Annotated in this window: 22 protein-coding genes and 1 tRNA gene; all 23 read right to left on the bottom strand. The window is 68.8% G+C overall.

Annotated elements, in window-relative coordinates; genetic code table 11:
* Positions 1–56: 56 nt before the first annotated feature.
* Positions 57–1409, bottom strand: coding sequence for a solute carrier family 23 protein (locus tag J4Z35_RS13640; protein ID WP_074041230.1), 1353 nt, complete (start codon positions 1407–1409; stop codon positions 57–59).
* A 140-nt stretch (positions 1410–1549) separates the two neighbouring features.
* Positions 1550–3010, bottom strand: a complete 1461-nt coding sequence (atpD, locus tag J4Z35_RS13635) for a F0F1 ATP synthase subunit beta (protein ID WP_062256367.1) — start codon at positions 3008–3010, stop codon at positions 1550–1552.
* 24 nt (positions 3011–3034) lie between these two features.
* A complete protein-coding gene (locus J4Z35_RS13630) occupies positions 3035–3949 on the bottom strand; it encodes a F0F1 ATP synthase subunit gamma (RefSeq protein WP_074041229.1) in 915 nt (304 codons plus the stop codon).
* Positions 3950–4053: 104 nt separating this feature from the next.
* On the bottom strand, positions 4054–5688 hold the full coding sequence (atpA, locus tag J4Z35_RS13625) for a F0F1 ATP synthase subunit alpha (protein ID WP_038570542.1): 1635 nt from the start codon (positions 5686–5688) through the stop codon (positions 4054–4056).
* Between the two features lie 82 nt (positions 5689–5770).
* Complete coding sequence (locus J4Z35_RS13620; RefSeq protein WP_062256364.1) at positions 5771–6583, bottom strand: F0F1 ATP synthase subunit delta; 813 nt, start codon at positions 6581–6583, stop codon at positions 5771–5773.
* Entirely contained in the window at positions 6583–7188 is a 606-nt protein-coding gene (locus tag J4Z35_RS13615) for a F0F1 ATP synthase subunit B (RefSeq protein WP_074041228.1), read from the bottom strand. Before J4Z35_RS13615 ends, J4Z35_RS13620 begins: the two co-directional genes overlap by 1 nt.
* Positions 7189–7233: 45 nt before the next feature.
* Positions 7234–7446, bottom strand: a complete 213-nt coding sequence (gene atpE, locus J4Z35_RS13610) for an ATP synthase F0 subunit C (RefSeq protein WP_062257494.1) — start codon at positions 7444–7446, stop codon at positions 7234–7236.
* Positions 7447–7520: 74 nt separating this feature from the next.
* Entirely contained in the window at positions 7521–8330 is an 810-nt protein-coding gene (gene atpB, locus J4Z35_RS13605; protein WP_074041227.1) for a F0F1 ATP synthase subunit A, read from the bottom strand.
* A gap of 139 nt (positions 8331–8469) precedes the next feature.
* On the bottom strand, positions 8470–8934 hold the full coding sequence (locus J4Z35_RS13600; RefSeq protein ID WP_062257498.1) for a hypothetical protein: 465 nt from the start codon (positions 8932–8934) through the stop codon (positions 8470–8472).
* 101 nt (positions 8935–9035) lie between these two features.
* Positions 9036–10139 (bottom strand): MraY family glycosyltransferase, encoded by a 1104-nt coding sequence (locus tag J4Z35_RS13595; RefSeq protein ID WP_074041226.1) that lies wholly within the window; start codon positions 10137–10139, stop codon positions 9036–9038.
* A gap of 16 nt (positions 10140–10155) precedes the next feature.
* Entirely contained in the window at positions 10156–11430 is a 1275-nt protein-coding gene (gene glyA, locus J4Z35_RS13590) for a serine hydroxymethyltransferase (RefSeq protein WP_074041237.1), read from the bottom strand.
* A gap of 10 nt (positions 11431–11440) precedes the next feature.
* The gene (locus tag J4Z35_RS13585; protein WP_074041225.1) at positions 11441–12358 is read right to left on the bottom strand and encodes an L-threonylcarbamoyladenylate synthase; all 918 of its coding nucleotides are present in this window, start codon (positions 12356–12358) and stop codon (positions 11441–11443) included.
* Positions 12359–12367: 9 nt separating this feature from the next.
* Positions 12368–13141, bottom strand: coding sequence for a hypothetical protein (locus tag J4Z35_RS13580; protein ID WP_208065649.1), 774 nt, complete (start codon positions 13139–13141; stop codon positions 12368–12370).
* Between the two features lie 239 nt (positions 13142–13380).
* Entirely contained in the window at positions 13381–14832 is a 1452-nt protein-coding gene (gene prmC, locus J4Z35_RS14895; RefSeq protein ID WP_074040424.1) for a peptide chain release factor N(5)-glutamine methyltransferase, read from the bottom strand.
* On the bottom strand, positions 14829–15917 hold the full coding sequence (gene prfA, locus J4Z35_RS13570; protein ID WP_062257153.1) for a peptide chain release factor 1: 1089 nt from the start codon (positions 15915–15917) through the stop codon (positions 14829–14831). Before prfA ends, prmC begins: the two co-directional genes overlap by 4 nt.
* A gap of 111 nt (positions 15918–16028) precedes the next feature.
* Complete coding sequence (gene rpmE / locus J4Z35_RS13565; protein WP_006945964.1) at positions 16029–16244, bottom strand: 50S ribosomal protein L31; 216 nt, start codon at positions 16242–16244, stop codon at positions 16029–16031.
* Between the two features lie 229 nt (positions 16245–16473).
* Positions 16474–18570, bottom strand: a complete 2097-nt coding sequence (rho, locus tag J4Z35_RS13560; RefSeq protein WP_216343058.1) for a transcription termination factor Rho — start codon at positions 18568–18570, stop codon at positions 16474–16476.
* Between the two features lie 337 nt (positions 18571–18907).
* Positions 18908–19801 (bottom strand): homoserine kinase, encoded by an 894-nt coding sequence (locus J4Z35_RS13555; RefSeq protein WP_062257167.1) that lies wholly within the window; start codon positions 19799–19801, stop codon positions 18908–18910.
* A 77-nt stretch (positions 19802–19878) separates the two neighbouring features.
* Complete coding sequence (gene thrC, locus J4Z35_RS13550; protein WP_131940717.1) at positions 19879–20982, bottom strand: threonine synthase; 1104 nt, start codon at positions 20980–20982, stop codon at positions 19879–19881.
* Position 20983: 1 nt separating this feature from the next.
* On the bottom strand, positions 20984–22336 hold the full coding sequence (locus tag J4Z35_RS13545) for a homoserine dehydrogenase (protein ID WP_131940715.1): 1353 nt from the start codon (positions 22334–22336) through the stop codon (positions 20984–20986).
* Position 22337: 1 nt separating this feature from the next.
* Positions 22338–23705 carry a diaminopimelate decarboxylase gene (gene lysA / locus J4Z35_RS13540; protein ID WP_074040420.1) on the bottom strand — a complete coding sequence of 456 codons (1368 nt, stop codon included), beginning with the start codon at positions 23703–23705 and terminating at the stop codon, positions 22338–22340.
* Between the two features lie 133 nt (positions 23706–23838).
* Complete coding sequence (locus J4Z35_RS13535; protein WP_143181235.1) at positions 23839–24564, bottom strand: hypothetical protein; 726 nt, start codon at positions 24562–24564, stop codon at positions 23839–23841.
* Positions 24565–24939: 375 nt separating this feature from the next.
* Positions 24940–25011, bottom strand: a tRNA-Arg gene (locus tag J4Z35_RS13530).
* Positions 25012–25091: the final 80 nt, after the last annotated feature.

The following is a 25091-nucleotide window of genomic DNA, read 5'->3' as shown; positions in this document are numbered from 1 at the left end:
CGGGCCGGGGCGCGCGGCCCACCCGGTGGGTGTGCACGCCCGTGCGACAGGGGTCGTCAGCGACGCCCGTCCGCTTGCGCGTCGGCGTCTGCGTCGGCCGACGCGCCCGCGACGGACGCACCTTCGTGCGGCAGCGGCGCGAGCGGATCGGCGAGCGCCCCCGAAACCCGCGCCCCGGCGCGCATGAGGTGGAACACGACGACCGCCGCGAACGTACCGAGGGCGATGCCGGCAAAGGCGACGTCACCGATCGTCCACGTGTAGTCGGCGATGCCGACGATGAGCGCGACCGCAGCCGTCATGAGGTTGACGGGGTTGGCGAAGTCGACGCGGTTCTCCATCCAGATGCGCACGCCGAGCATGCCGATCATGCCGTAGAGGACCGTCGCCGCTCCCCCGAGGACGCCGGGCGGGATCGTCGAGATGATCGCGCCGAACTTCGGCAGGAACGACAGCCCGATCGCCGTGATGGCCGCGACCCAGTAGGCCGCCGTCGAATACACCTTCGTCGCCGCCATGACGCCGATGTTCTCGGCATACGTCGTCGTGCCCGAGCCGCCACCGAAGCCGGCGAGCGTCGTGGCGAGGCCGTCACCGAGCAGCGCACGCCCTGAGACGTCGTCGAGGTTGCGGTCCGTCATCTGCGCGACCGACTTCACGTGGCCGATGTTCTCCGCGATCAGCACGAGCACGACCGGCACGAACAGCCCGACGACCGACCACGAGAACGACGGCGACGCGAAGTGCGGCAGTCCGATCCAGGCGGCGGAATCCACGGCGTCGAAGTCGACCTCACCGCGCAGGCACGCGACGAGATACCCGGTGAGCACACCGATGAGGATGCTGAGGCGCCCGAGCAGCCCCTTCGCGAGCACCGTCACCGCGAGGATGACGACCAGGGTGACGAGCGCCGTCACAGGCGCCTCCATGAAGTTGCCCTTGGCCGCAGGCGCGAGGTTGAGGCCGATGAGCGCGACGATCGTGCCCGTGACGACCGGCGGCATGAGCGCACGCAACCAGCCGTCGCCGGCGACCTGGACGACGAGCCCGACGAGCGCCAGAGCCAGGCCCGCCATGACGACGCCTCCCAGCGCCGTCGCCATGTCGTGCGCCTTCGTCGCGGCCGTCAGCGGCGCGATGAACGCGAACGACGAGCCGAGGTAGCTCGGCACGCGCCCCGCCGTCAGCAGCAGGAAGACGACCGTGCCGACGCCGGAGAAGAACAGCGTCGTCGACGGCGGGAAGCCCGTCAGCAGCGGCACGAGGAACGTCGCACCGAACATCGCGACGACGTGCTGCATGCCGATGCCGATCGTCTTCGGCCACGCCAAGCGCTCGTCCGGCGCGACGACCGCGTCACCGCGCGTGAGGTCGTCCTCACGCACCCGCCACTTCAGACCCAGATCCATCCCTGCTCCTCATTCCTGCGCGCCGCGACTCAACGACGCGCCCTGCTCACGATGCACGACGAAGGGCCGGGGGTCGAAAACCCCCAGCCCTTCGTCGTTCTCACTCGCCGCCTCGGGTCATCCCCGCCGCGGCGCGCGAATCAGTCCTGCTTGGCCAGCTCCGCGGCCTGACGCTCGACGTCGTCGAGGCCACCACACATGAAGAAGGCCTGCTCGGGGACGTGGTCGTAGTCGCCGTCCGCGATCTTCGTGAAGGCCTCGATCGAGTCCTGCAGCGACACCGTCGAACCCTCGATGCCGGTGAACTGCTTGGCGACGTAGGTGTTCTGCGACAGGAAGCGCTGGATGCGGCGAGCGCGGTTGACGAGGATCTTGTCCTCTTCGGAGAGCTCATCGATACCGAGGATCGCGATGATGTCCTGCAGTTCCTTGTTGCGCTGCAGGATCGACTTGATGCGAACCGCCGTCTCGTAGTGCTCCTTCGAGATGTAACGCGGGTCGAGGATGCGCGACGTCGACGTCAGCGGGTCCACGGCCGGGTAGATACCCATCGACGCGATGTCACGCGAGAGCTCGGTCGTCGCGTCGAGGTGCGCGAACGTCGTCGCCGGGGCCGGGTCGGTGTAGTCGTCGGCCGGCACGTAGATGGCCTGCATCGACGTGATCGAGTGACCACGCGTCGAGGTGATGCGCTCCTGGAGCACACCCATCTCGTCGGCCAGCGTCGGCTGGTAACCCACGGCGGACGGCATGCGGCCGAGCAGCGTGGAGACCTCGGAACCGGCCTGCGTGAAGCGGAAGATGTTGTCGATGAACAGCAGCACGTCCTGCTTCTGCACGTCGCGGAAGTACTCCGCCATCGTCAGCGCCGACAGGGCGACGCGAAGACGCGTTCCCGGCGGCTCGTCCATCTGGCCGAACACGAGCGCGGTCTGGCCGAGGACGCCGGCCTCTTCCATCTCGACCATGAGGTCGTTGCCCTCACGGGTGCGCTCACCGACACCGGCGAACACGGACACACCACCGTGGTTGCGAGCGACTCGAGCGATCATCTCCTGGATCAGAACGGTCTTGCCGACACCGGCACCACCGAACAGGCCGATCTTTCCGCCCTGGACGTACGGGGTCAGCAGGTCGATGACCTTGATGCCCGTCTCGAACATCGTCGTCTTGGACTCGAGCTGGTCGAACGCGGGCGCCGTACGGTGGATACCCCAGCGCTCCTTGACCTCGAGCTGCTCGCCCTCTTCGAGGTCGAGGCAGTCACCCGTCGCGTTGAAGACGTGACCGAGGGTGACGTCGCCGACCGGTACGGAGATCGGCCCGCCGGAGTCGCGCACCTCGGAGCCGCGGACGATGCCGTCCGTCGGCTGCAGCGAGATGGCGCGAACCATCCAGTCACCGATGTGCTGGGCGACCTCGAGGTTGATGTTCTTCTGCTCGCCGTTGAGCGAGACCTCGAGCGTCAGGAGGTTGTAGACCTCCGGCATCGTGTCGGCCGAGAACTCGACGTCGACGACCGGGCCGATGACGCGCGAGACGCGGCCCACGCCGCCCGCGGCCGGGGCCGCGGTTGCGCTTTCGTTGATGGTGGCAGTCATGAGGATTCCTTTACGTGAAGGCGGTCAGCTGGCATCGGCGAGGGCGCTGGCGCCACCCACGATCTCGCTGATCTCTTGCGTAATCTCGGCCTGACGGGCCTGGTTGGCCAGTCGGGTGTAGGTCTTGATGAGTTCGGTCGCGTTGTCCGTGGCGGACTTCATCGCGCGCTGGCGGGCAGCGAGCTCGGAAGCGGCCGACTGCAGGAGCGCGTTGAAGATGCGAGCCGTGACGTACTTCGGCAGCAGCGCATCGAGCACGCCCTCGGCGTTCGGCTCGAAGTCGTAGAGCGGAAGCGGTCCGTCGGGCTTGCCGTCGCCGTCGAGGTCGAGCTGACCCTCGGCCACCTCGAGCGGCAGCAGACGGATGACGCGGGCCTGCTGCGTCACCATCGACTGGAACTCGGTGTAGACGACGTGCAGTTCGTCGACCCCGCCACCCTCGGCACCGGCATGGAAGTCGGCGGTCAGACGCTCACCGATCTCCTCGGCGTTCTCGAACTTGGGGCTGTCGGTGAAGCCCGTCCACTCTGCCTCGTACTCGCGACGGCGGAACTTGTAGTAGCTCACGCCCTTGCGGCCGACGAGGTAGGGGACGACCTCCTTGCCCTCGTGCTCGAGCTTGGTGATGAGCCGCTGGGCTTCCTTCATCGCGTTGACCGAGTACGAGCCGGCGAGGCCGCGGTCAGCCGTGACGATGAGGACGCCGGCGCGCTTGACGTTCTCGCGCTCCGTCGTCAGTGCGTGGTCGATGTCCGACGTGGAGGACGCGACCGAGGAGACGGCTCGGGTCAGGGCCACGGCGTAGGGCGTCGACTTCGCGACGGCCTCGCGCGCCTTGACCACGCGCGAGGCAGCGATGAGCTCCATCGCGCGCGTGATCTTCTTGGTCGCCTGGACGGACCGGATGCGCTGGCGGTAGACCCGCTGCTGCGCTCCCATAGCTTTCCGCCTCTCTGTACTGGTGCTGGCTTGGGTGGTGGTGTCGACCTGGCGGCCGACCTCGGCGGGTGCTCGTCACACCCGCCGAGGTGCGATCACGAAGATCACGGCTTGTGCTTGGTGATCTTCTCCTGGTTGATGTGGTCCGCAGCGATCTCGTCGAACTGCTCGGAACCCTCACCACCGTGGTCGGACGACGCCTGGAACTGCTTGCGGAAGTCGTCCATCGCACCGGCGAAGACGTCCTTGCCGTCGTCGGCCAGCTTGCCGCTCTCGCGGATCGCCATCATGAACTCACCGTGGTTGCGGTGCATGTACTCGAGCCACTCGGCCTCGAAGCGCTGCACGTCCTCGGTCTTGACGTCGTCGAACTTGCCCGTCGTACCGGCCCACAGCGACGCGACCTGGTCCTCGACCGGGTACGGGCTGTTCTGCGGCTGCTTGAACATCTCCATGAGACGCTCACCGCGAGCGAGCTGACGGCGCGACGCGGCGTCGAGGTCGGAGGCGAACATGGCGAACGCCTGCATCTCGCGGAACTGTGCGAGGTCGACCTTGATCGAACCGGTGACGGCCTTCATGGCCTTCGTCATGGCCGCACCACCGACACGCGACACAGAGATACCCACGTCGACAGCCGGGCGCTGGTTGGCGTTGAACAGGTCGGCCTGGAGGAAGATCTGGCCGTCCGTGATCGAGATGACGTTCGTCGGGATGTAGGCCGAGACGTCGCCGGCCTTCGTCTCGATGATCGGCAGGCCCGTCATCGAACCGGCACCCAGGTCGTCCGACAGCTTCGCGCAACGCTCGAGCAGACGCGAGTGCAAGTAAAACACGTCACCGGGGTAGGCCTCGCGGCCCGGCGGGCGGCGCAGCAGCAGCGACATGGCGCGGTAGGCCTCGGCCTGCTTGCTCAGGTCGTCGAACACGATGAGGACGTGCTTGCCCTGGTACATCCAGTGCTGGCCGATCGCCGAGCCGGTGAACGGAGCAAGGTACTTGAAGCCCGCCGCGTCACCCGCCGGAGCGTTGACGATCGTCGTGTACTCCATCGCGCCGGCCTCTTCGAGCGTGGCGCGGACCTCGGCGACGGTCGAGTTCTTCTGACCGACGGCGACGTAGATGCAGCGAACCTGCTTCGACGGGTCACCCGTCTCCCAGTTCTGCTTCTGGTTGATGATCGTGTCGGTGGCGATCGTCGTCTTGCCCGTCTTGCGGTCACCGATGATCAGCTGACGCTGACCGCGACCGACCGGCGTCATGGCGTCGATCGCCTTGATGCCCGTCATGAGCGGTTCGTGGACCGACTTGCGCTGGACGACGGTGGGCGCCTGCAGCTCGAGGGCGCGACGGCCTTCGGCCTCGATGTCACCCAGGCCGTCGATCGGCTGACCGAGCGGGTTGACGACGCGGCCCATGAACGCGTCACCGACGGGAACCGAGAGGACCTCGCCCGTGCGCTTGACGCTCTGGCCCTCTTCGATGCCGCCGAACTCACCCAGGATGACGACGCCGATCTCGTGGACGTCGAGGTTCTGGGCGATACCGAGCGTGCCGTCTTCGAACTGAAGCAGCTCGTTGGTCATGGCCGAGGGAAGACCCTCGACGTGTGCGATGCCGTCAGCGGCATCGACGACGCGGCCGACCTCTTCACGGGAGGCCGCGCCGGGCTCGTAGGACTGAACGTAACCGTTCAGTGCATCCCGGATCTCCTCCGGACGGATCGAAAGCTCCGTCATCATCACTCCTTGTCATGGGCCCGCATCGGGCGCCGTGCTTCTTGGCTCAGGGCCGCGGATGCGGCAATTCTTTGGGCGTCGATCAGCCGGACAGGTGCGCGCGGGCCTCGTCGAGGCGACGCGCGATCGTTCCGTCGATGACGTCGTCACCGACAGCCACCTTGATGCCGCCGACGACCGAGGGGTCGATGACGACGTTCGTCTGCACGGGCTTGCCGTACATCTTCGTCAGAGCCGCGCGCAGCCGCTCGTTCTGCTCCGGGGTCAGCTCGACCGCACTCGTGACGATCGCGCTCGACTGGCCGCGGCGCCCGGCCACGCCCTCGAGGAACTCCTCGATGGCCCGCTCGAAACCGCGCCCACGGGGGGAGCCTGCGGCGCGAGTGGCGAGCAGCGCCGTCTCGGGGGCGACCTTGCCCTCGAGCAGACGGGCGACGAGCCCGGCCTTGTCCGCACCGCTGCGAGAGCGGTCGGACAGGGCATCCCTGAGGCCCGCGTCGGAAGCGACGGTCCGCTCGAAGCGGAACAGCTCGTTCTCGAAAGCATCCGCGCGACCGGCCTTCTCCGCCGAAGCGGTGGCGGCCTCGACCGCAAGACGCTCCAGAGCGTCACTGAGGTCGCGCTCGCTCGACCAGCGTTCACCGGCGACAGCCGTCACGACCGCCATCGCGTCGTAGCCGATCTTGCCGCTGAACAGACGCTGGACAAGGCCACGCTTGGCCTCGCTCTCGCGCGACGGGTCACCCAGCGCGCGACGCAGCGTCGCGTTGGAATCGATGACGTCGACGACCGCGAAGAGCTCACGAGCCGTGTTCATCGGGTCACCGGGGCCGGACAGGGTGCCGTTGAGCACCTGCCGGGCCGCGGAGAGAGCCGTCCTCGACGAACCCTGCATCAGGCTTCGACCCGCGTGCTGCCTGCGCTCGAGGCGGCGGCCTCGGAGCCGGCGGTGGCGGACTCGGGACGGATTCTGCCCGCCTCGAGCTCGGCGAGGAACCGGTCGACGATGCCCTTCTGACGGGCTTCGTCGTGCAGCGACTCACCGACGATGCGGCTGGCGAGCTCGGTGGACAGGCCACCGAGCTCGCTGCGCAGCTGGACAAAGGCCTGCTGACGCTCGGCCGCGATCTGCTTCGTCGCGTTCTCGGTGATGCGGGCGGCTTCGGCGCTGGCCTGCTCACGGCTCTCCGCGATGATGGCCGCACCCTGGGCGCGGGCGTCCTCGCGGATCTTGGCCGCCTCAGCACGCGCGTCGGCGAGCTGCGACTCGTACTGCTGCTTGGCGGCGGCGGCCTCCTTCTGGGCCTCCTCCGCCTTGGCGATGCCGCCCTCGATGGACGCCGTACGCTCCGCGTACATGCGCTCCATGTTCGGAACGACCTTCGTCTTGTACAGCCAGTACAGGATCGCGAAGGCGATGAGCCCGATGATCATCTCGGCGGGGTGCGGGAGCAGCGGCAGCTTCTCCGGCCAACCTGCACCTTCAGATGCGAGGAACACCTTGGCTTCCTATCTGTTGGGGGGACTGGTCAGTTCGAGCAGGACTTACTTGCCCTGGAAGACGAACGCGAAGACCAGACCAAGGATGGCGAGTGCCTCGGTGAGCGCCATGCCGGTGAAGGCGATGGTCTGCAGCATGTTGCGGGCCTCGGGCTGACGCGCCACACCGTTGATGTAGGCGGCGAAGATCAGACCGATACCGATGCCGGGGCCGATAGCAGCGAGTCCGTAGCCGAGGAATGCGATGTCGCCGGTCATGTGCTTTTCCTTTCGAGTGGCACCGGGACCTTTTCCCGGTGTCGCTGAGGTTCAGAAGGGGTACAGAGTGCCGATCAGTGGTGATCGGAGACCGCGTCTGCGAGATACAGAGCGGCAAGCATGGTGAAGATGAAGGCCTGCAGGAACTCGATGAGCAGTTCGAAGAACGACATCAGGATGGCCGCGGCGAACGAGAGAACGCCGGCACCGTTGAGGCCGATGTTGCCGCCGTGCAGGAGGAGGTACTCACCGCCGACGATGAACACGAGGAGCATGAGGTGCCCCGCCATCATGTTGCCGAAGAGTCGCAGCGCCAGCGTCAGCGGGCGGATGAGGAAGTACGTGAGGAACTCGAGCACGAACATGATCGGCTTGAGCCACCCCGGCAGGCCCGGGGGGATGAGCGAGCCCATGTACTTGCCGAAGCCGCCCTTCGCCTTGACCGCCGCGACGTGGTACGTGACGTACACGATGAGCGTGAGGACGATCGGGAACCCGATGCGACCCGTGCTCGGGTACTGGATGAAGGGGATGATTCCGGCCACGTTGTTGAACAGGATCAGGGTGAAGCAAGTCAACAACAGCGGCAGGAACCGCATGAAGTCCTTCGAGCCGATGATGTCGCGCCCGATCGTGTTGCGCACGAAGTCGTAGACACCCTCGGCGATGAACTGACGCTTGCTCGGCACGACCGAGAGCTTCTTGCCCGTCACGGTGACGAAAAACCAGCCGATGAGCAGGGCCGACACGAGGAAGACCACGGCGGGGCGCGTGATGGCCCAGTTGCTGTCGCCACCGATCAGGGGCCACCAGAAATCGCTCGTGCCCGGGGACTTGAACGACTCCCCGTCGGCAACCAGGGCAGCGCCCGCGATGAAGCTCACAAATTCTCCTCAGTCAGCATCCAGCAAAAAAGTTCAGTGTGTCTGTTGCAGTGGAACCGCCCCTGCCCTCTCGGGCTGGTCGGCGGCTCGAGGTGCACGCCGGAGACACTGCGTATCCTACCCGACGCTGTGCCGCGGTTCACTGGGAGCCGCCGCTCGTCGTCGAAGCGCCTGACGCGTCCGGGTCGTAGACGTACTGCCGCGTCCGCATGAACGAGCGCACCTGGAAGATCTGCCAGGCCACGACCACGATGGCGACGGTGATGCCCGTTGCAGGCCCGTCGAGGGATTCCACCTTCGTCGCGAGGACGAGGACGACGCCGAGAACGATCACCTGGGCGAAGAAGACCGCCATCGCCGCAGCCATGATGGCGACCGGGCTGAGCGTGCGCAGCGTACGAAGGACGAGCAGACCACTCGCGAAGAAGGCGAGGGCGAGAACCGTGCCGAACAGTGACGACACTCCCCCGGCCACGCCGTTGAGCACTGCGAACACGACCGCGCAGACGACGCCCACTGCGGCACTCGGCACGAGCGAATCACGCAGCATCGCAGCGAACGGCGACACGTTGGTCACCGGGTGCGAGGTGGAGGCGGAGTCCATGGAGGAAGGGCTCACAATCTGCGTTGGCGCGGGGATCACGTCGTCGGGTTCGGGCTCGTCACCAGGGTGAATCCATCACCTGAACCTGCTTGTGAAAACTATCACAAGGCCTTGCGGCGTCGCCAACGGGGCAGCCCCCACGTCAGCGCGAAGGCGAGGACCGTCAGCCCCGTGAGGGCGGCGAGCGAGCGCTCGACGGGCCAGTACGCCATCGAGACGAGGCCGAGGGCGATGCCGATCGACCACAGGTAGAGGATGAGCACGGCCGCGCGGTGCGTGTGCCCGATCTTCAGCATGCGGTGGTGCAGGTGGCGACCGTCCGCCTCCCACGGTTTCTGCCCGGAGCGCAGGCGACGCACGATGGCCGCGGCGAAATCCCACAGCGGCACCGCGAGGATCGCGAGGGGCACGAGCAGCGGCAGCAGGAACGCGACGGAGGCGTCACCCGAACCGGAGACGGCCGCCGGGTCGAGGTTGCCGGCGAACGAGATCGTGGCGGCCGCGATGAGCGTGCCGAGGAGCAACGAGCCGGCGTCCCCCATGAACAACCGCGCCGGATGAAAGTTGTGCGGCAGGAAGCCGACGCAGACACCCACCGTCGCCGCCGCGATGAAGGCTGACGTCGTGAACACCGACTTGTCGCCCCACTGCACGGCCTGTTGGTAGGCGTAGACGAAGAACGAGAACGAGGCGATGCCCACCATGCCGGCTGCGAGACCGTCGAGACCGTCAACCCAGTTCACGGCGTTGACGATGACGAGAATGACGAGCACCGACAGCACGACGAGCATCGGCGTCGGCAGGACGGTCTGCTCCCCCAGCGGCAGGAAGAGGAACTGCACGCCCGAGACGACGAGGACGCAGGCCGCGAGCGCCTGACCACCGAACTTGATGGCCCAGTTGAGCTCGGCGAAGTCGTCCCACGCGCCGAGCCCGCACATCATGGCCGCGGCGATCGTCGTGCCGATGGCTTCGCGACTGTCGAACACGTGCGACAGGTACGGCAGCCGCGAGGCGACACCGACGGCCGCGAGGAAGCCGACGAACAGCGCCACTCCCCCGAGCCGCGGGATCGGCAGGGCGTGCACGTCACGCGCACGCACCTGCGTCACCGCCCCGAAGCGAACTGCCGACCACCGTGCGAGCGGCGTCATCACGAACGTGACGATCGCAGCGACGACGCTGATGAGGACGTACTCACGCACGGCAGGCGGTCAGATTTCAGCGGGGGTAGGCGGGGAAACGCGTGACGAGATCGGTGACCTGCTCGCGGATCTCCTGCGCGACGGGGTGCTCGGGCGTGCCGTCCGTCTCGGTGACGGCGCGGTGGATGACGTCGGCAATGACGTCCATCTCGGCAAGGCCCATGCCCTGCGTCGTGACGGACGGGGTGCCGACGCGGATGCCCGAGGCGATGTTCGGCTTCTGCGGGTCGAACGGGATCGCGTTCTTGTTGAGCGTGATGCCCGCGACGTCGCAGCGCAGTTCGGCGTCGGCGCCGGTGACGTCGACGTCACGCAGATCGAGCAGCGACAGGTGAGTGTCGGTGCCGCCCGTCGTCGGACGGATGCCCTTGGCCTTGAGCCCCTCGGCGAGACGCTGCGAGTTGGCGATGACGTCCTTCGCGTACTGCTGGTACTCGGGCGTCGCGCACTCCTTGAAGTTCACGGCCTTCGCCGCGATCGTGTGCATCTGCGGGCCACCCTGCATCATCGGGAAGACGGCCTTGTCGATCGCCTTCGCGTGCTCTTCCTTGCAGACGATGGCGCCCGAGCGGGGGCCGCGCAGCACCTTGTGCGTCGTGAACGAGACGACGTCGGCGTGCGGCACCGGCGACGGAATCGCCTTGCCGGCGACGAGACCGATGAAGTGAGCCGCGTCGACCCAGAAGATCGCGCCGACCTCGTCGGCGATGGCGCGGATGCGCTCGAAGTCGATGAGACGCGGGATGGCGGAGCCGCCCGCGAGGATGACCTTCGGCTTGTGCTCCTTGGCGAGACGCTCGACCTCGTCGTAGTCGATGTCCTCCGTCTCGGGGTCGACGCCGTAGCCGACGGCGTTGAACCACTTGCCCGAGAAGGACACCTTCGTGCCGTGCGTGAGGTGGCCGCCCATGGGCAGGCTCATCGCGAGGATCGTGTCACCGGGGTTCATGAACGCGCCGTACACGGCCTGGTTCGCCGAGGCACCCGAGTGGGGCTGGACGTTGGCGTGCTCGGCGTCGAACAGCGCCTTCGCACGCTCGATGGCGATCGTCTCGGCCTTGTCGACCTCGGCGCAGCCACCGTAGTAGCGACGGCCGGGGTAACCCTCGGCGTACTTGTTGCTCAGCGTCGAACCGAGCGCGGTGAGGACGGCCGGGCTGGACATGTTCTCACTCGCGATGAGCTGCAGGCCGCCGCGCAGGCGGTCGAGCTCGGAGATGAGGACACCGGCGATGTCGGGGTCGAAGGATTCGAGGGCGGCGTAGTCGGAGCCGTAGAACGGGGTCGTCATGCTCGCCACCTTAGTGGTTCTGCTCGCCCGGGCGGCCAGGAAGCTCCACGCTCGTCACGCTCTCGGGCTCGAACGGCGGTTCCGCTCCGATGCCTCCGAGCGGGATGGCCTGCGTCGCCTCGCCCGCCCGCGCGCGAGCTCCCATGGCCTCGAGACGCTGACGTTCGGCCGTGCGCTCGTCGTCGGTCGACTCGGGCGCGGGGTTCGAGGCCGACTCGTGCTGGTGCGGGTTGTCCGTTTCCGGGGCATCCTGGGGTGTCTCGGACAGCGGCGCACCCGTCGAGTCGAGCAGGTCGATGGGCCCGAGCACCTCACGCAGCTGTGCCGGAGTGATCGTGCCGCGGCGCAGCATGACGGGGTCGGGCTTGGTGCAGTCGAGGATCGTGCTGGGCAACCCGTCGTCGCACATTCCCCCGTCGAGATAAACCTCGACCGCCGGGCCGAACGCGAAACCGGCCTCCGTGATCGTCGTGACCGGCGGCTGGCCCGTGCGGTTCGCCGAGCTGACGGCGAGCGGCCCCGTCGTCTGCAGCAGTTCGAGCGCGATCTCGTGATCAGGCATGCGCAACCCGACCGTGCCGTTCGTGTCACCCAGATCCCACATGAGCGACGGCTGCGCACGGAAGATCAACGTCAGCCCGCCCGGCCAGAAGCGCTCCATGAGGCGACGCGCGTAGGACGGCACGTTCATCGCGAGGCCCTCGACCGTCGCCGGGTTCGGCACGAGGACGGCCGGCGGCTTGTCGCGCCCACGCCCCTTCGCCGCGAGCAGCGCCGCGACGCCGTCAGGGTTGAAGGGGTCGGCGCCGACGCCGTACACCGTGTCGGTGGGCAGGACGACGAGTTTGCCCTCGCCGACGGCAGCATGCGCCGCCTCGATGGCGCGCTCGCGCTCATCCGAACCGGAAACGTCGAAAACGGGGCTCACGCCACTCTCCTAGAAGTCGAAACCACCCATGTCGCCCCCGAAGTCTCCCCCACCGAAGTCGCCCCCGTCGAACCCGCCGAAGTCGCTGCCCCCGGCGAAGTCCTGGCCGCCGTCGAATCCGCCACCGTCGGCAACGTCGTTTCCGCCGCCGTCGCCCCCACCGTCCTGGTAGCCATCCTGATATGCGTCCTGCATGTCGTGGGAATCGAAGTCGTTGCCCCAGTCGTCGAACATCGCATCGGCGATGGCGGTGCCGACGAAGGCGCCGGCGACGCTCGTTAGCAGCATCGAGCCCATGCCCATGCCGCCCATCCCCATCCCCATGCCGCCGCGACCGAAGCCGCCGCCCATGCCGTAACCACCGAACGAGCTCTGGAGGAACCCGGGCTGACGCATCTCGGCCCGAGTCGCAGCCCGCGCCAGCGCCTGCGGGTCTGCGCTCTGCGGAGCATCCTGCGGGCTGTCGGTCGCGAGACGCGTGAGCACCTGCTGACGCTGCTCCGGCGTCAACTTGGCGAAGGCCTCGGCGTGCGCCTTCTCGATCTCCTCCGGCGGCGCCGTCTTGAGCATGTACGCGTAGCGGGCGATGGCGCGCTCGTCCTCGCTCATCGACGCGCCCGGCGTCTGACGAGGCGCGTTCGACGCCTGCCGCGGGTAGCCCTGCTGGGCATACCCCTGCTGCTGGTTGCCCTGCGCCGGATACGCGGACTGCCCGTATCCCTGCTGCTGACCGAAGCCCGGCTGGGCTCCCCCACGACCGAAGAGACGATCGAAGATCCCCATGGTGCGTTCCTCACGTCCGAGGCCGCCCAGCACGCTGCGGGCGGCGCGATTCGGCTCCCACTCTAAGCCCGGGTCCGTGGCGGGCACACGTCCTCGCCGCCGGTCGGCGAGGCCGCACCAGCGCGCTGACGCGGCGTCCTCGGCCAACATCGTGACGGTGGCCGAGACGCAGGGCGGGGCGGTGCGAGACCGACATCAGAAGAGGCGCAGGCCCTGACGCCGACCTCGCGGTGTGTGCCTCAGCGGTGGCCGAGGGCGACGGGGACGGTCGACTCCTCGACGTCGTCGAGTGCGACGGTTTCGTCGGGCTGCAGTTCGTCGACAGACGTGGCGCTACCCGCTGTCGCGTCCGGCGTCGCCCGGGCGCTGACGAGGGCCGCGATCTCGCGTGGCCACACTCGTTCGCTCGTCGTCTCGAGGTCGCGAACCGACCACCAGCGCCAGCGCTGCATCGTCACCTGCTCCTCGGGCGTGAGCGCCCCCGGGTCGGGCTCGAAGCGTGTCGTGCGCACGGCGTAGAACACGTCGTCCTGACGCACGACCGAATCGGAGTACCCGTGGACGACGCGGCGCCGCGCGATCGGCCCGACGAAGGCATCGGCCTCGACCTGCAAACCGGTCTCCTCGAACAACTCACGCACCGCGGCGTCGCGTTCGCTCTCTCCGGGGTCGATGCCGCCACCCGGGGTCGACCACCACGTCGCGGGCGGGGTGAGGCCCTGGTCGGAATCCTCGTAGAGGAGCACGTCGCCGGCGTGATCGAGCACGAGCAGCCTGACGGTCGCGCGGCGCCTCACCGGGCGTTCTGCGGGGCTTGTGGGCACCTCGAAGCGCGAACCGCCCTCACGGCGGGCCAGCGTCATGCGGGGCTTGCCGGCGAGGTCGGCCTCGTCCCGCGCCCACTCGAAACCACGCCGATCGAGCAGCGCCTCGGGCAGGGATTCGCCCTGGGCGTCTGCATGCTCCATGACGAGCAGACCGCCGGGCTTCAGCAGGTGCGCGGCGCGTTCGGCGATCTCGAGCGGAAAGCGAAGGCCGTCCTCGCTACCGCCGTACAGCGCAATCTCCGGGTCGTGCTCGGCAACCTCGGGGTCGATCGGCACCATGCCGGTGGGCACGTACGGCGGGTTGCTCACGACGACGTCGAAACTGCCCTCGAGCTCAGGTAGAGCCTGGCGCGCATCCTCAACGCTCAAGTTGACAGTGAGGCCACTCTGCTTGCAGTTCAACGCTGCCCACGCCGCCGCTTCTTCGGAGAGCTCGACGGCGTAGATCTCGAGGTCGGGACGCTCGGCCTTGATCGCCAGGGCGATGGCGCCCGATCCGGTACACAGATCGACGATGCGCCCCCCGTGCGGGGCCGCCTCGAGGGCGGCATCGACGAGCATCTCCGTCTCGGGGCGCGGCACGAACACGCCAGGGCCGACACGCAACTCCAGGCTGCGGAAAGGCGCCCGACCCGTCAGGTGCTGCAGCGGAACACGCCGTGCGCGCTCGTCGACGAGCGCCTCGAAGCGGGCCATGTCCCCGTCGCTGAGCTCGTGGCCGAGCACCTCGCGACGGCGCACCTCGCCCAGCTCGCACCCGAGAACATGGGCGAGCAGCAGCGCCGCATCACGATCCGCGGATTCGATGCCGGCATCCGCGAGCCGCGCCGCAGCACGACGCAGCTTCGCGCGCAACGCCGTCACGCCCCCGACTCCCCCACTGCTGCGAGACGCGCCGCCTCGTCGGCGTCGAGCGCCGACTGGACGACAGCGTCGAGATCGCCGTCGAGCACCGCGTCGAGGTTGTACGACTTGTAGCCCGTGCGGTGATCTGCGATCCGATTCTCGGGGAAGTTGTACGTGCGGATGCGCTCACTGCGGTCGACCGTGCGCACCTGCGACTTGCGCGCGGCCGAGGCCTCCGCTTCCTTGCGCTCGATCTCCATCTGACGCAGCCGCGCCTTGAGCACGCGCAGCGCGGACTCCTTGTTCTGCAGCTGCGACTTCTCGTTCTGGCAGCTGACGACGACACCCGTCGGCAGGTGGGTGATGCGCACGGCCGAGTCGGTCGTGTTGACACTCTGCCCACCCGGGCCGGAGCTGCGATAGACGTCGATCTTGAGGTCGTTCGGGCCGAACTCGATCTCGTCGTCGTCCTCGTCGAGATCCGGCATGACGAGGACGCCCGCCGCGCTCGTGTGGATGCGGCCCTGACTCTCGGTGACGGGCACGCGCTGCACGCGGTGCACGCCGCCTTCGTACTTGAGGCGCGCCCACGGGGCCTCGCCCGGTTCGGGCAGCCCCTTCGCGCGGACCGTGATGCGGGCGTCTTTGTACCCGCCGAGATCGGCGTCGGTCGCGTCGGCAATCTCGGCCTTCCAACCGCGGCGTTCCGCGTAACGCAGGTACATGCGGACGAGGTCGCCGGCGAACAGCGCCGACTCGGCGCCGCCCTCGCCGGCCTTGACCTCGAGGACGACGTCGCGCTCATCGTCCTCGTCGCGCGGCAGCAGGAGCGTGCGCAGTTTGTCGGCGCTCGCCTCCAGATGGGTCTGCAACGCCGGCAGCTCCGCGGCGAACGCGGCGTCCTCGTCGGCCAGCTCTTCTGCCGCACCGAGGTCGTCCTGCGCGATCTTCCAGGCGTGATAAGCGGCGACGGTCGGTGCGAGGGCCGCGTAACGCTTGTTGAGGCGGCGCATCAGCGTCGGGTCCGCATGCGTCGCCGGTTCGGCCAGCTGCTTCTCGAGATCGTCGTACTCGGCGACGATCGTGGCGGCGGAATCAAGCATGACGCTCCTCGCGGACTGAAGTGATGGGGGCGCAGCGCCGGCAGGCGGCGTCCACGGGAATGCAAAACGCCGACCCCGCCCTGATGGGCTGGGGTCGGCGTGGTGCGAAGACTACTTGGCGTCCTTCTTGCCGTAGCGAGCCTGGAAGCGGGCGACACGACCACCCGTGTCCATGAGCTTCTGCTTGCCGGTGTAGAAGGGGTGGCAGTTGGAGCACACTTCGACGTTCATCTTGTCGCTCTTCGACGTGCTGCGCGTCTCGAACGTGTTGCCGCAGGTGCAGGACACCGTCGTGGCGGTGTACTCGGGGTGAAGGTTCTTCTTCACGGGGTTCTCCTAGCTGTTGAGGATGCCGCCGGGTCGTCATCACCGGGATGGTGGACGTGAACCGGAAGCCAACAAACAATCTTGCCAGATCGCCTGACATGGTTCAAAACATCGAGGTGGGACGAATCATTCCCGCCGCCACCCCGCCCGACACGATCGCGCCCGTGACCACTCGCCGCAGGGGCGTCGGGTCTCGGGGGCGTCGTCAGGTGACGTCGTCAGGCGTGGATCAGTTGTCCTCGTCGTCGAGCTTGATGTTCGACGTCTGCTGCACCTGCATGAGGAACTCGACGTTGCTCTTCGTCTTCTTGAGACGGTCGATGAGCAGTTCGACGGCCTGCTGCTGGTCGAGGGCAGCGAGCACGCGACGCAGCTTCCACATGATCTTGAGCTCTTCGCCCGACAGCAGGATCTCCTCGCGACGCGTCGACGAGTTGTTGACGTCGACGGCCGGGAAGATGCGGCGGTTCGCGAGCTGACGGTCGAGCTTGAGCTCCATGTTGCCGGTGCCCTTGAACTCCTCGAAGATGACCTCGTCCATCTTCGAACCCGTCTCGACGAGAGCCGTCGCGAGGATCGTCAACGAGCCGCCGTTCTCGATGTTGCGCGCCGCACCGAAGAACTTCTTCGGCGGGTACAGCGCGGCCGAGTCGACACCACCGGACAGGATGCGACCGCTCGCCGGGGCGGCGAGGTTGTAGGCACGCCCGAGCTTCGTGATCGAGTCGAGCAGCACGACGACGTCATGGCCCATCTCGACGAGGCGCTTGGCACGCTCGATGGCGAGCTCCGCGACCGTCGTGTGGTCCGTCGCCGGACGGTCGAAGGTGGAGGCGATGACCTCACCCTTGACCGCGCGCTGCATGTCGGTGACCTCTTCGGGACGCTCGTCGACGAGGACGACCATGAGGTGGCACTCGGGGTTGTTCGTCGTGATCGCGTTGGCGATCGACTGCATGACCATCGTCTTGCCCGCCTTCGCCGGGGCGACGATGAGGCCACGCTGGCCCTTGCCGACAGGCGAGACGAGGTCGATCATGCGAGTCGTCAGCACGTTCGGGGTCGTCTCGAGACGCAGGCGCTCCTGCGGGTACAGCGGCGTCAGCTTGCCGAACTCGACACGCTTCTTCGCCTGCTCCACCGTCATGCCGTTGACGGAGTCGAGACGCACGAGCGCGTTGAACTTCTGACGCGCCGGCAACTGCTCACCCTCGCGCAGCGCACGCACCGCGCCGGTGACGGCGTCACCCTTGCGCAGCCCGTTCTTCTTCACGATGTTCATCGGGACGTAGACGTCCGTCGGGCCGGCGAGGTAACCGGTCGTGCGCACGAAGGCGTAGTTGTCGAGGACGTCGACGATGCCCGCGACGGGGATGAGGACGTCGTCCTCGCGCACCTCGGGAGCGTCGTCGTCGTAGTCGCGGTTGCGCCCGCGACGGTTGTTGCCGCGCTCGCCCCGGTCGCGGTCGCGGTCGCGGCCGCGCTGACGGCGACGACGGCCACCGCGCTCGTCGTCATCGTTGCTGTGGTTGCGCTCGTTGTTGCGCTCGCGACGGTTGGAGCCGCCGTTGCCGCTGTTGTTGCCGGAGTCGCGGTTGTCGCGCTTGTCGCGGCCGTTCTCGCCCGAGGCGCTGTCGCTGTTGTCGCGACGCTCGCGGCGAGCGTCGCCGTCGGAGTTCTTGTCACCGGAGGGCTCGTTCGAGCCGTTCTCGCGGCGCTGACGACGCTCGTCGCGTTCGCCGTCACGACGGCCACGGCTCTCGCCGTTCGAGGCGTCGTCCTTGGCGTCGACGTTCTTGCCATCGACGGTCTTGCCATCGACGGTCTTGCCATCGGCGCCGTTCTCGGAGCCGGTGTCCTGCGCGGCACCTTCACGCTGAGCGTCGCCCTGGTCGGAACCTGAGTTCTCGGAGGCGCGCTTGCGCTCCTCGCCACCGCGGCGGCCACGACGGGTGCGCTGCTCGCGCGGCTGCTCCTGTTCGTCGCGCGTGGAACGCTCACCCTCGCGGGAGGCAGCGTCGCCTTCGCGAGCGCCGGCGTCACGAGTGGCGCGGCCGGGCTCGTCATCCTGCGGCGCCGGAGCGTCGCCCTGCTCACGGCGGGGCGCCTCGGTGGCAGACGGCGCAGCCTCGGCCTGCTCGCTCGTGGCGCGACGGGCCGTCGGAGCGGTCGAGGTGACGCCCGCGGCCTTGGCGCGGCTGCCGCCGACACCGTTGGCCTCGGCGCGCGCGGCGCGGATCGCCGTCACGAGGTCGACCTTGCGCATCTTGGAGATGCCGGGAATGCCCATGCTCTGCGCGAGCTGCTTGAGTTCGTCGAGACGCATCGCGGAGAGCGCTCCGCGCGGGCTGCTCTGGGCCGGGGCGGGCGCAGACGGTTGTTCTGACACGAAGGTTCCTTCCCCCTCGTTCGGCCCGCGACGAAGAGCGCGGGCGGGATGAAGTTCAGGGGCCGTTCAGATCAGACCCCTGGTTCCCGCCGTCGGAATGACAGCACAGACGGGAACAGCGCACCTGGAAGCGAATGATGACCTGCAGCGAGGCTGAGGCGAGAACGGTGACCCAGAGGTCACGGGCCTGGCGCGACGACAGCGTCGCGTCGTGTGGCATGGTCGAACTCGAGCACCACCCGGGTGCACCAAAACGGTACACCCCGGCGGCGGATCAGCGCGACATGGGGGTGATTCCGCGCGTCGGAACGCTCAGTTCGAGCACCTCGCCGCCCCCAGCGACATCGTGCACCGCGCTCAGGGCGAAACGTGATGCCAGCGCGAGCACCGTCGGACCCGCGCCCGAGATGACGGCGGGGACGCCGGCGTCACGCAGCGCGTCGACGAGCGCCATCGAATCCGGGTAGGCCGAACGGCGCTGCTCCTGGTGCAGGGCATCGAGCGTCGCGGGCATGAGTAGCGACGGCTCGGTGGTGATCGCGTGAGCCAGCAGCGCTGCGCGCCCCGAATTGCGCGCTGCCACGGCGAGCGGGACGCTCTCGGGCAACGCGGCGCGAGCCGTCGCCGTCGACAGGCGCTGCGCCGGGACGATGACGACGGGCACGACATCGGGGTGCGGGCGCAGGACGGCGGTGTGCCAGTCGCGCGGCGCGTCGGGGCCCTCGAGCACGTCGGCCCAGCTCACCGTCACGCTGCCGTAGACGGAGGCCGACGCGTTGTCGGGGTGGCCCTCGATGCTCGAGGCGACGTCATTGACGAACGCGAGCGTCGCGGCGTCGTCGAGATCGTGCCCGGCGAGCGCCGTCGCGAGCGCGACGCCCGCGACGATCGCCGTCGCCGAACTGCCCAGGCCGCGCGAGTGCGGCACGGCGCCTGTGTACCTCAGCTCCAGCCCTGCGGGCGGCGCGACGTCGAGCGCTTCCCATGCCGCCCCCATCGAGCGCACGACAAGGTGCGAGCCGTCGAGCGGCACCTCACCCGCGCCGCTGCCGCGCGCGTCGACGACGAGGCCGCCGTCCGTCACCTCGGCGCGCGCGTCGTCCCAGACGTCGAGGGCCATGCCGATCGAGTCGAAACCCGGCCCGAGGTTCGCCGTGCTCGCGGGCACGCGAACGTGCGCCGTCGACCCGACCTGAGGCGTGCGGCTCGGCCGGAGGCGGGAGGCGCTGAGCGAACGGGCCATCGTCAGGCGTCGAGGCCGAGCGCGCGCGCCACGGAGTAGGCGTCGGCGGAGACGCGCTCGGGCTGGATGTCGTCGCCGTCGGCGCCTCGCAGGGCCCACTGCGGATCCTTCAGGCCGTGCCCGGTGACGGTGCAGACGATCGTCGCGCCCGCGGGCACGCGGTCCGCGTCGCTCATCTTGAGCAACCCGGCGATCGAGGCGGCCGACGCCGGTTCGACGAAGATGCCCTCCTCGCTCGACAGGATGCGGTGCGCGGCGAGGATCTCGTCGTCACTGACGGCGTCGATGACGCCGCCCGAGTCGTCGCGGGCCTGCTCGGCCTGCTTCCACGATGCGGGGTTGCCGATGCGGATGGCCGTTGCGATCGTCTCCGGCTCGTCGAACGGGTGGCCCGCGACGAGCGGCGCGGCGCCCTCGGCCTGGAAGCCCCACATCGCCGGGGTCTTCGTCGCGACGGCGGCGAGCTCGCGGCCGTCGGCGGTCGTGAACGGCGCCGCGTACTCGCGGTAGCCCTTCCAATAACCCGTGATGTTGCCGGCGTTGCCGACGGGCAGGACATGGATGTCGGGCGCGTCGCCGAGCGCGTCGACGATCTCGAAGCTGGCCGTCTTCTGGCCCTCGATGCGGGCCGGGTTGACGGAGTTGACGAGCTCTACGGGGTAGCTCTCGGCCAGCTTGCGCGCGACGTCGAGGCAGTTGTCGAAGTTGCCGTCGACCTGCAGCAGCTGCGCGCCGTGCGCGATGGCCTGGCTGAGCTTGCCCATCGCGATCTTGCCGTCGGGCACGAGGACGGCGCACGTCATGCCGGCCTTCGTCGCGTAGGCCGCGGCGGAGGCGGACGTGTTGCCCGTCGAGGCACAGATGACGGCCTTCGCGCCGTTCTTCGCGGCCATCGACATCGCCGTCGTCATGCCGCGGTCCTTGAACGAACCGGTCGGGTTGAGGCCCTCGTACTTGACGAACACGCGCGTACCGACCCGCTCGCTCAGCTTCTCCGCCGGGATGAGCGGAGTGCCGCCCTCCCCGAGCGTGACGACGGGAGCACCGTCGAGCATCGGAAGTCGTTCGGCGTACTCGGTGATGACGCCGCGCCACAGGTGAGCCATGTCAGTTTCCTTCTGCGCGAAGCACGGACGAGACGCAGTCGACGTCCGCGAGCTTCTTGATCGAGTCGACCGTGGCCGCGAGCGCGGCCTCCGGCGCCTGGTGGGTCATGAAGGTGAGGGAGGCGAGGCCATCCTCGGAGCGGCGCACGCCCTGGCGCATGCTCTCGATGGAGACGCCGTGCTCGCCGAACGCGCTCGTCACGCGCCCGAGGACGCCCGGTTCGTCGGCGACCTCGACGCGAACGACGTAACGCGTCAGGGATTCGCCGATCGGCAGGATCGGCAGGTCGGCGTAGGCCGATTCCCCCGAGCCGCGCCCGCCGGTGACGCGGTGGTGCGCGGCCTGGACGATGTCGCCGAGGACGGCTGACGCCGTCGGGTCGCCGCCCGCCCCGCGGCCGTAGAACATCAGCTCCCCGGCGAGCTTCGTCTCGACGAAGACCGCGTTGAATGCTTCATGCACGCTCGCGAGCGGGTGCGAGCGCGACAGCAGGACGGGGTGGACGCGGACGTTGACGCCCGCTCCCCCGTCTGCCTCGCCGCGTTCGACCTTCTCGGCGATCGCGAGCAGCTTGATGACGCAGCCCGCGCGGCGCGCGGCGGTGATGTCCTCCGCCGTGATGTTCATGATGCCCTCGACGTGCACGTCACTCGTGCGCACGCGCGTGTGGAACGCGAGGGAGGCGAGGATGGCGGCCTTCGCCTGCGCGTCGTAGCCCTCGACGTCGGCCGTCGGGTCGGCCTCGGCGTAACCGAGCTCCTGCGCCTCGGCGAGCACGTCCTCCAGGTCGGCGCCGGTGCGGTGCATCTTGTCGAGGATGAAGTTCGTCGTGCCGTTGACGATGCCGAGCACCTTCGTCACCCCATCGCCCGCGAGCGACTCGCGCAACGGACGGATGAGCGGGATGGCGCCCGCGACGGCGGCCTCGTAGGACAGGTCGACGCCGTGATCCATCGCGAGCTGGTACAGCTCCGGGCCATCGCTGCCGAGCAGGGCCTTGTTGGCCGTGACGACGCTCGAGCCGTTGCTCAGGGCGCGCGTGATGAGGCTCTTGGCGGGCTCGTCACCACCCATGAGCTCGACGACGATGTCGGCACCGTCGACGAGCGCCTGCGCGTCCGTCGTGAAGGCGTCGGCCGGCAGGCCCGTCTCCGAGCGGTCCTTGCGCGTGTCGCGCACCGCGACGCCGACGATCTGCAGCGGCGCACCGATACGGGCCTCGAAATCGGCGGCGTTCTGGGTCAGCTCGCGGGCGACGGACGTGCCGACGACGCCGCTGCCGAGCAGCGCGATCGTGATCGGCTCGCGCGGGGTCGTCGAGTCGGACGGCATGGCGAATGCGGTGGTGGTCATGTCATTCCCCTTCGAGGGCGAGCAGGTCGTCGATCGTCTCGCGGCGCAGCAGCACGCGAGCGTCGCCGTCCGCGACCGCGATGACGGGTGGGCGCGGGACGTGGTTGTACTGCGAGGCCAGCGCACGACAGTAGGCGCCGGTCGCGGCGACGACGACGAGGTCGCCGTCACGGGTGTCGGACGGGAAGTCGATGTCGCGCACGACGACGTCGCCGCTCTCACAGTGCTTGCCGACGATGCGGGTCGGCGTCAGCTCGTCGCTGCCGCCGCGGTTCGCGAGCGCCGCGTGATAGTCGGCCTGGTAGAGCGCGGGGCGTGCGTTGTCGCTCATGCCACCGTCGACGCTGACGTACGTGCGCACGAGGTCGTCGCTCGCCTGAACGAGCTTCACCGTACCGACGCGGTACAGCGTCACGCCGCCGGGGCCGACGATGCTGCGGCCCGGCTCGATCGAGACGCGCGGCACCGGGACGTCGGCGTTCTGGCACGCCTCGCGCACGATGCCGGCGAGCTGCGTCGCCATCTCGGCGGGGTCGAGCGGTGCGTCGCTGGGCAGGTAGGCGATGCCGAAACCGCCGCCGAGGTCGAGCTCCGGCAGTTCGACGCCGTGCTCCTTCGCGACCTGCAACTGCAGGGCAATGAGGCGCGTCGCGGCCTCCTTGAAGCCGGCGGACTCGAAGATCTGGCTGCCGATGTGGCTGTGGAAGCCGAGTAGGTGAAGCTCCGGGCGGGCGAGGACGCGGGCGACGGCGTCACCGATCTGGCCGTCGGCGGCGGAGAAACCGAACTTCTGGTCCTCGTGCGCCGTCGCGATGAACTCGTGAGTGTGCGCCTCGACGCCGAGCTTGACGCGGATCATGACAGGCGCCGTGATGTGGTGGCGCGCAGCGGCGTCGGCGACGCGGTCGATCTCCTCGAACGAGTCGACGACGATGCGCCCGACGCCGTACGCGAGGGCGTCGTCGATCTCGGCGACGCCCTTGTTGTTGCCGTGCATGCCGATGTTCTCGCCCGGCACGCCCGCCTTCTTCGCGATCGCGAGCTCACCCCCCGAGCAGACGTCGAGGCGCAGCCCCTCCTCGGTGACCCACTGCGCGACGTGCGACGACAGGAACGCCTTGCCCGCGTAGTACACGTCCGCCTGGGTGCCGATGGCCGCGAACGCACGCGCGAACGCCTCACGGTAGGCACGGGCTCGGCTGCGGACGTCGGCCTCGTCGATGACGTACGTCGGCGTGCCGAAGCGTTCGGCGATCTCGTCGAGGCCGATGCCGGCGATCTCGACGACGCCGTCATCACGGCGGCGCGCGGTGCGCGGCCACACGATCTGCTCGAGGGCGCCCGTGGGGGCGGCCGACCTGACGCTCACGTGGTCTCCTTGCTGCCTTCTCGCGAGGGGGACGGCGCTGCGCCGAGACGGCCCGGCAGCCCCCGCTGCGCGCGGATCGGACCCGCAGCGATCGCACGCCCACCGCCGCCGGCCGCATCGAGGATCGACGCGTTCAGTACGGCACGGGCGCTGCGACGCAGGCAGCGTCCAGGGTTTCTCGCACGATGCTACGGGCCGCGCTCAGCGCGGGCACATCCGTCCGCGTGACGGGCGCAGCCTCGACGTGACGCAGCATCGCCACCGCCAGATCGTCGATCGCGAGCAACGCAGGACGGGTGCGGCCGGTGCGCGCCGCGTCGTGAAACGCCCGGGAGGTGAGGAGAACAGCCACCCGCAACGGTGCGGGGGTGACGTGGTCCCCACCGTCCGGCGAACGAAAGAGAGCGGCAGAACCGCCGACGGCGAGGTCGTCGCGGGCCGGGGTGTCGGCGCCGTCTCCGTAGGCCAGGGGCTCTACGTCGAGGGTGTCGGCGTCAGGGGCGCCGCTGTCGAGCAGTTCGGTCGCGGCCTCGAGCCGTATCATCGCGGCTGCCTGGGCACGGCGGGCACGAGCGAGGGGGTTCGCGTCACGGCGGCTCGACAGGTCATCGAGGCGCTGCCCCAACGTCAGCGGTGGCGTCTTGGACGCACTCAGCAGCGACGCCCACACGAGCGCGTCGAGGCCGACGTCCTGTGCGACGGCGTCCCAGGTGAGGCTCTGGCCGAAGGAGCGCAGCGGCGGGCGGGCTCGGCGGACGTCTGTGGCCCCTCCTGCGATGATGCCCGTCTCGGCCCCGCAGCGACCGAGCCACCCGTCCGACGACAGGTCGACCTCGACGTCACCAGGGGGTCGAGCCACGGCCGACAGCCCCAGGTGCGCGGTGATGAGTGCGGGGATCCGCTGAGCCCGGCCCAAGTCATCTTGATCGGTGGCGGAGCGCTCACGCGACGCCGCGACACGCGGCGCGGGGGTGACGACCCGCCCGTCGGCATCCACGGAAAAGGCGACGGACACCCCGACGTCGCGATCCAGCGCTACCCAAGGATCTGCCGACATCACCGGGCCAGGGTATGCCACGCCGGCTTGATCGCAGGCTGCGACAACGCCCCCTGCAGGACCCGTCCTCCTCGCTACGCTCGTCGTCCTCCCGAATCCTTCGAGCTTGATACAAGACGAACGGAGGCCCGATCCGGCCGCGCTTCGCGCGGCCGGATCGGGCCTCCGTTCGTCTTGTGCCCCCTGCAGGATTCGAACCTGCGCTCCCGCCTCCGGAGGGCGGTGCTCTATCCCCTGAGCTAAGGGGGCATGCGCTCCTGGAGCGCCAGACGAAACCTTACCAGCAGTTCCCGGCGACGGCCGGCAGCGTCGCGCGCGCGGCCCCGCCG

Source organism: Dermacoccus sp. NHGro5, assembly GCF_017565385.1.
Taxonomy (GTDB): Bacteria; Actinomycetota; Actinomycetes; order Actinomycetales; family Dermatophilaceae; genus Dermacoccus; species Dermacoccus nishinomiyaensis.
The sequence above is the reverse complement of the archived record's forward strand: the minus strand, read 5'-3'. Positions and strand labels throughout refer to the sequence as shown.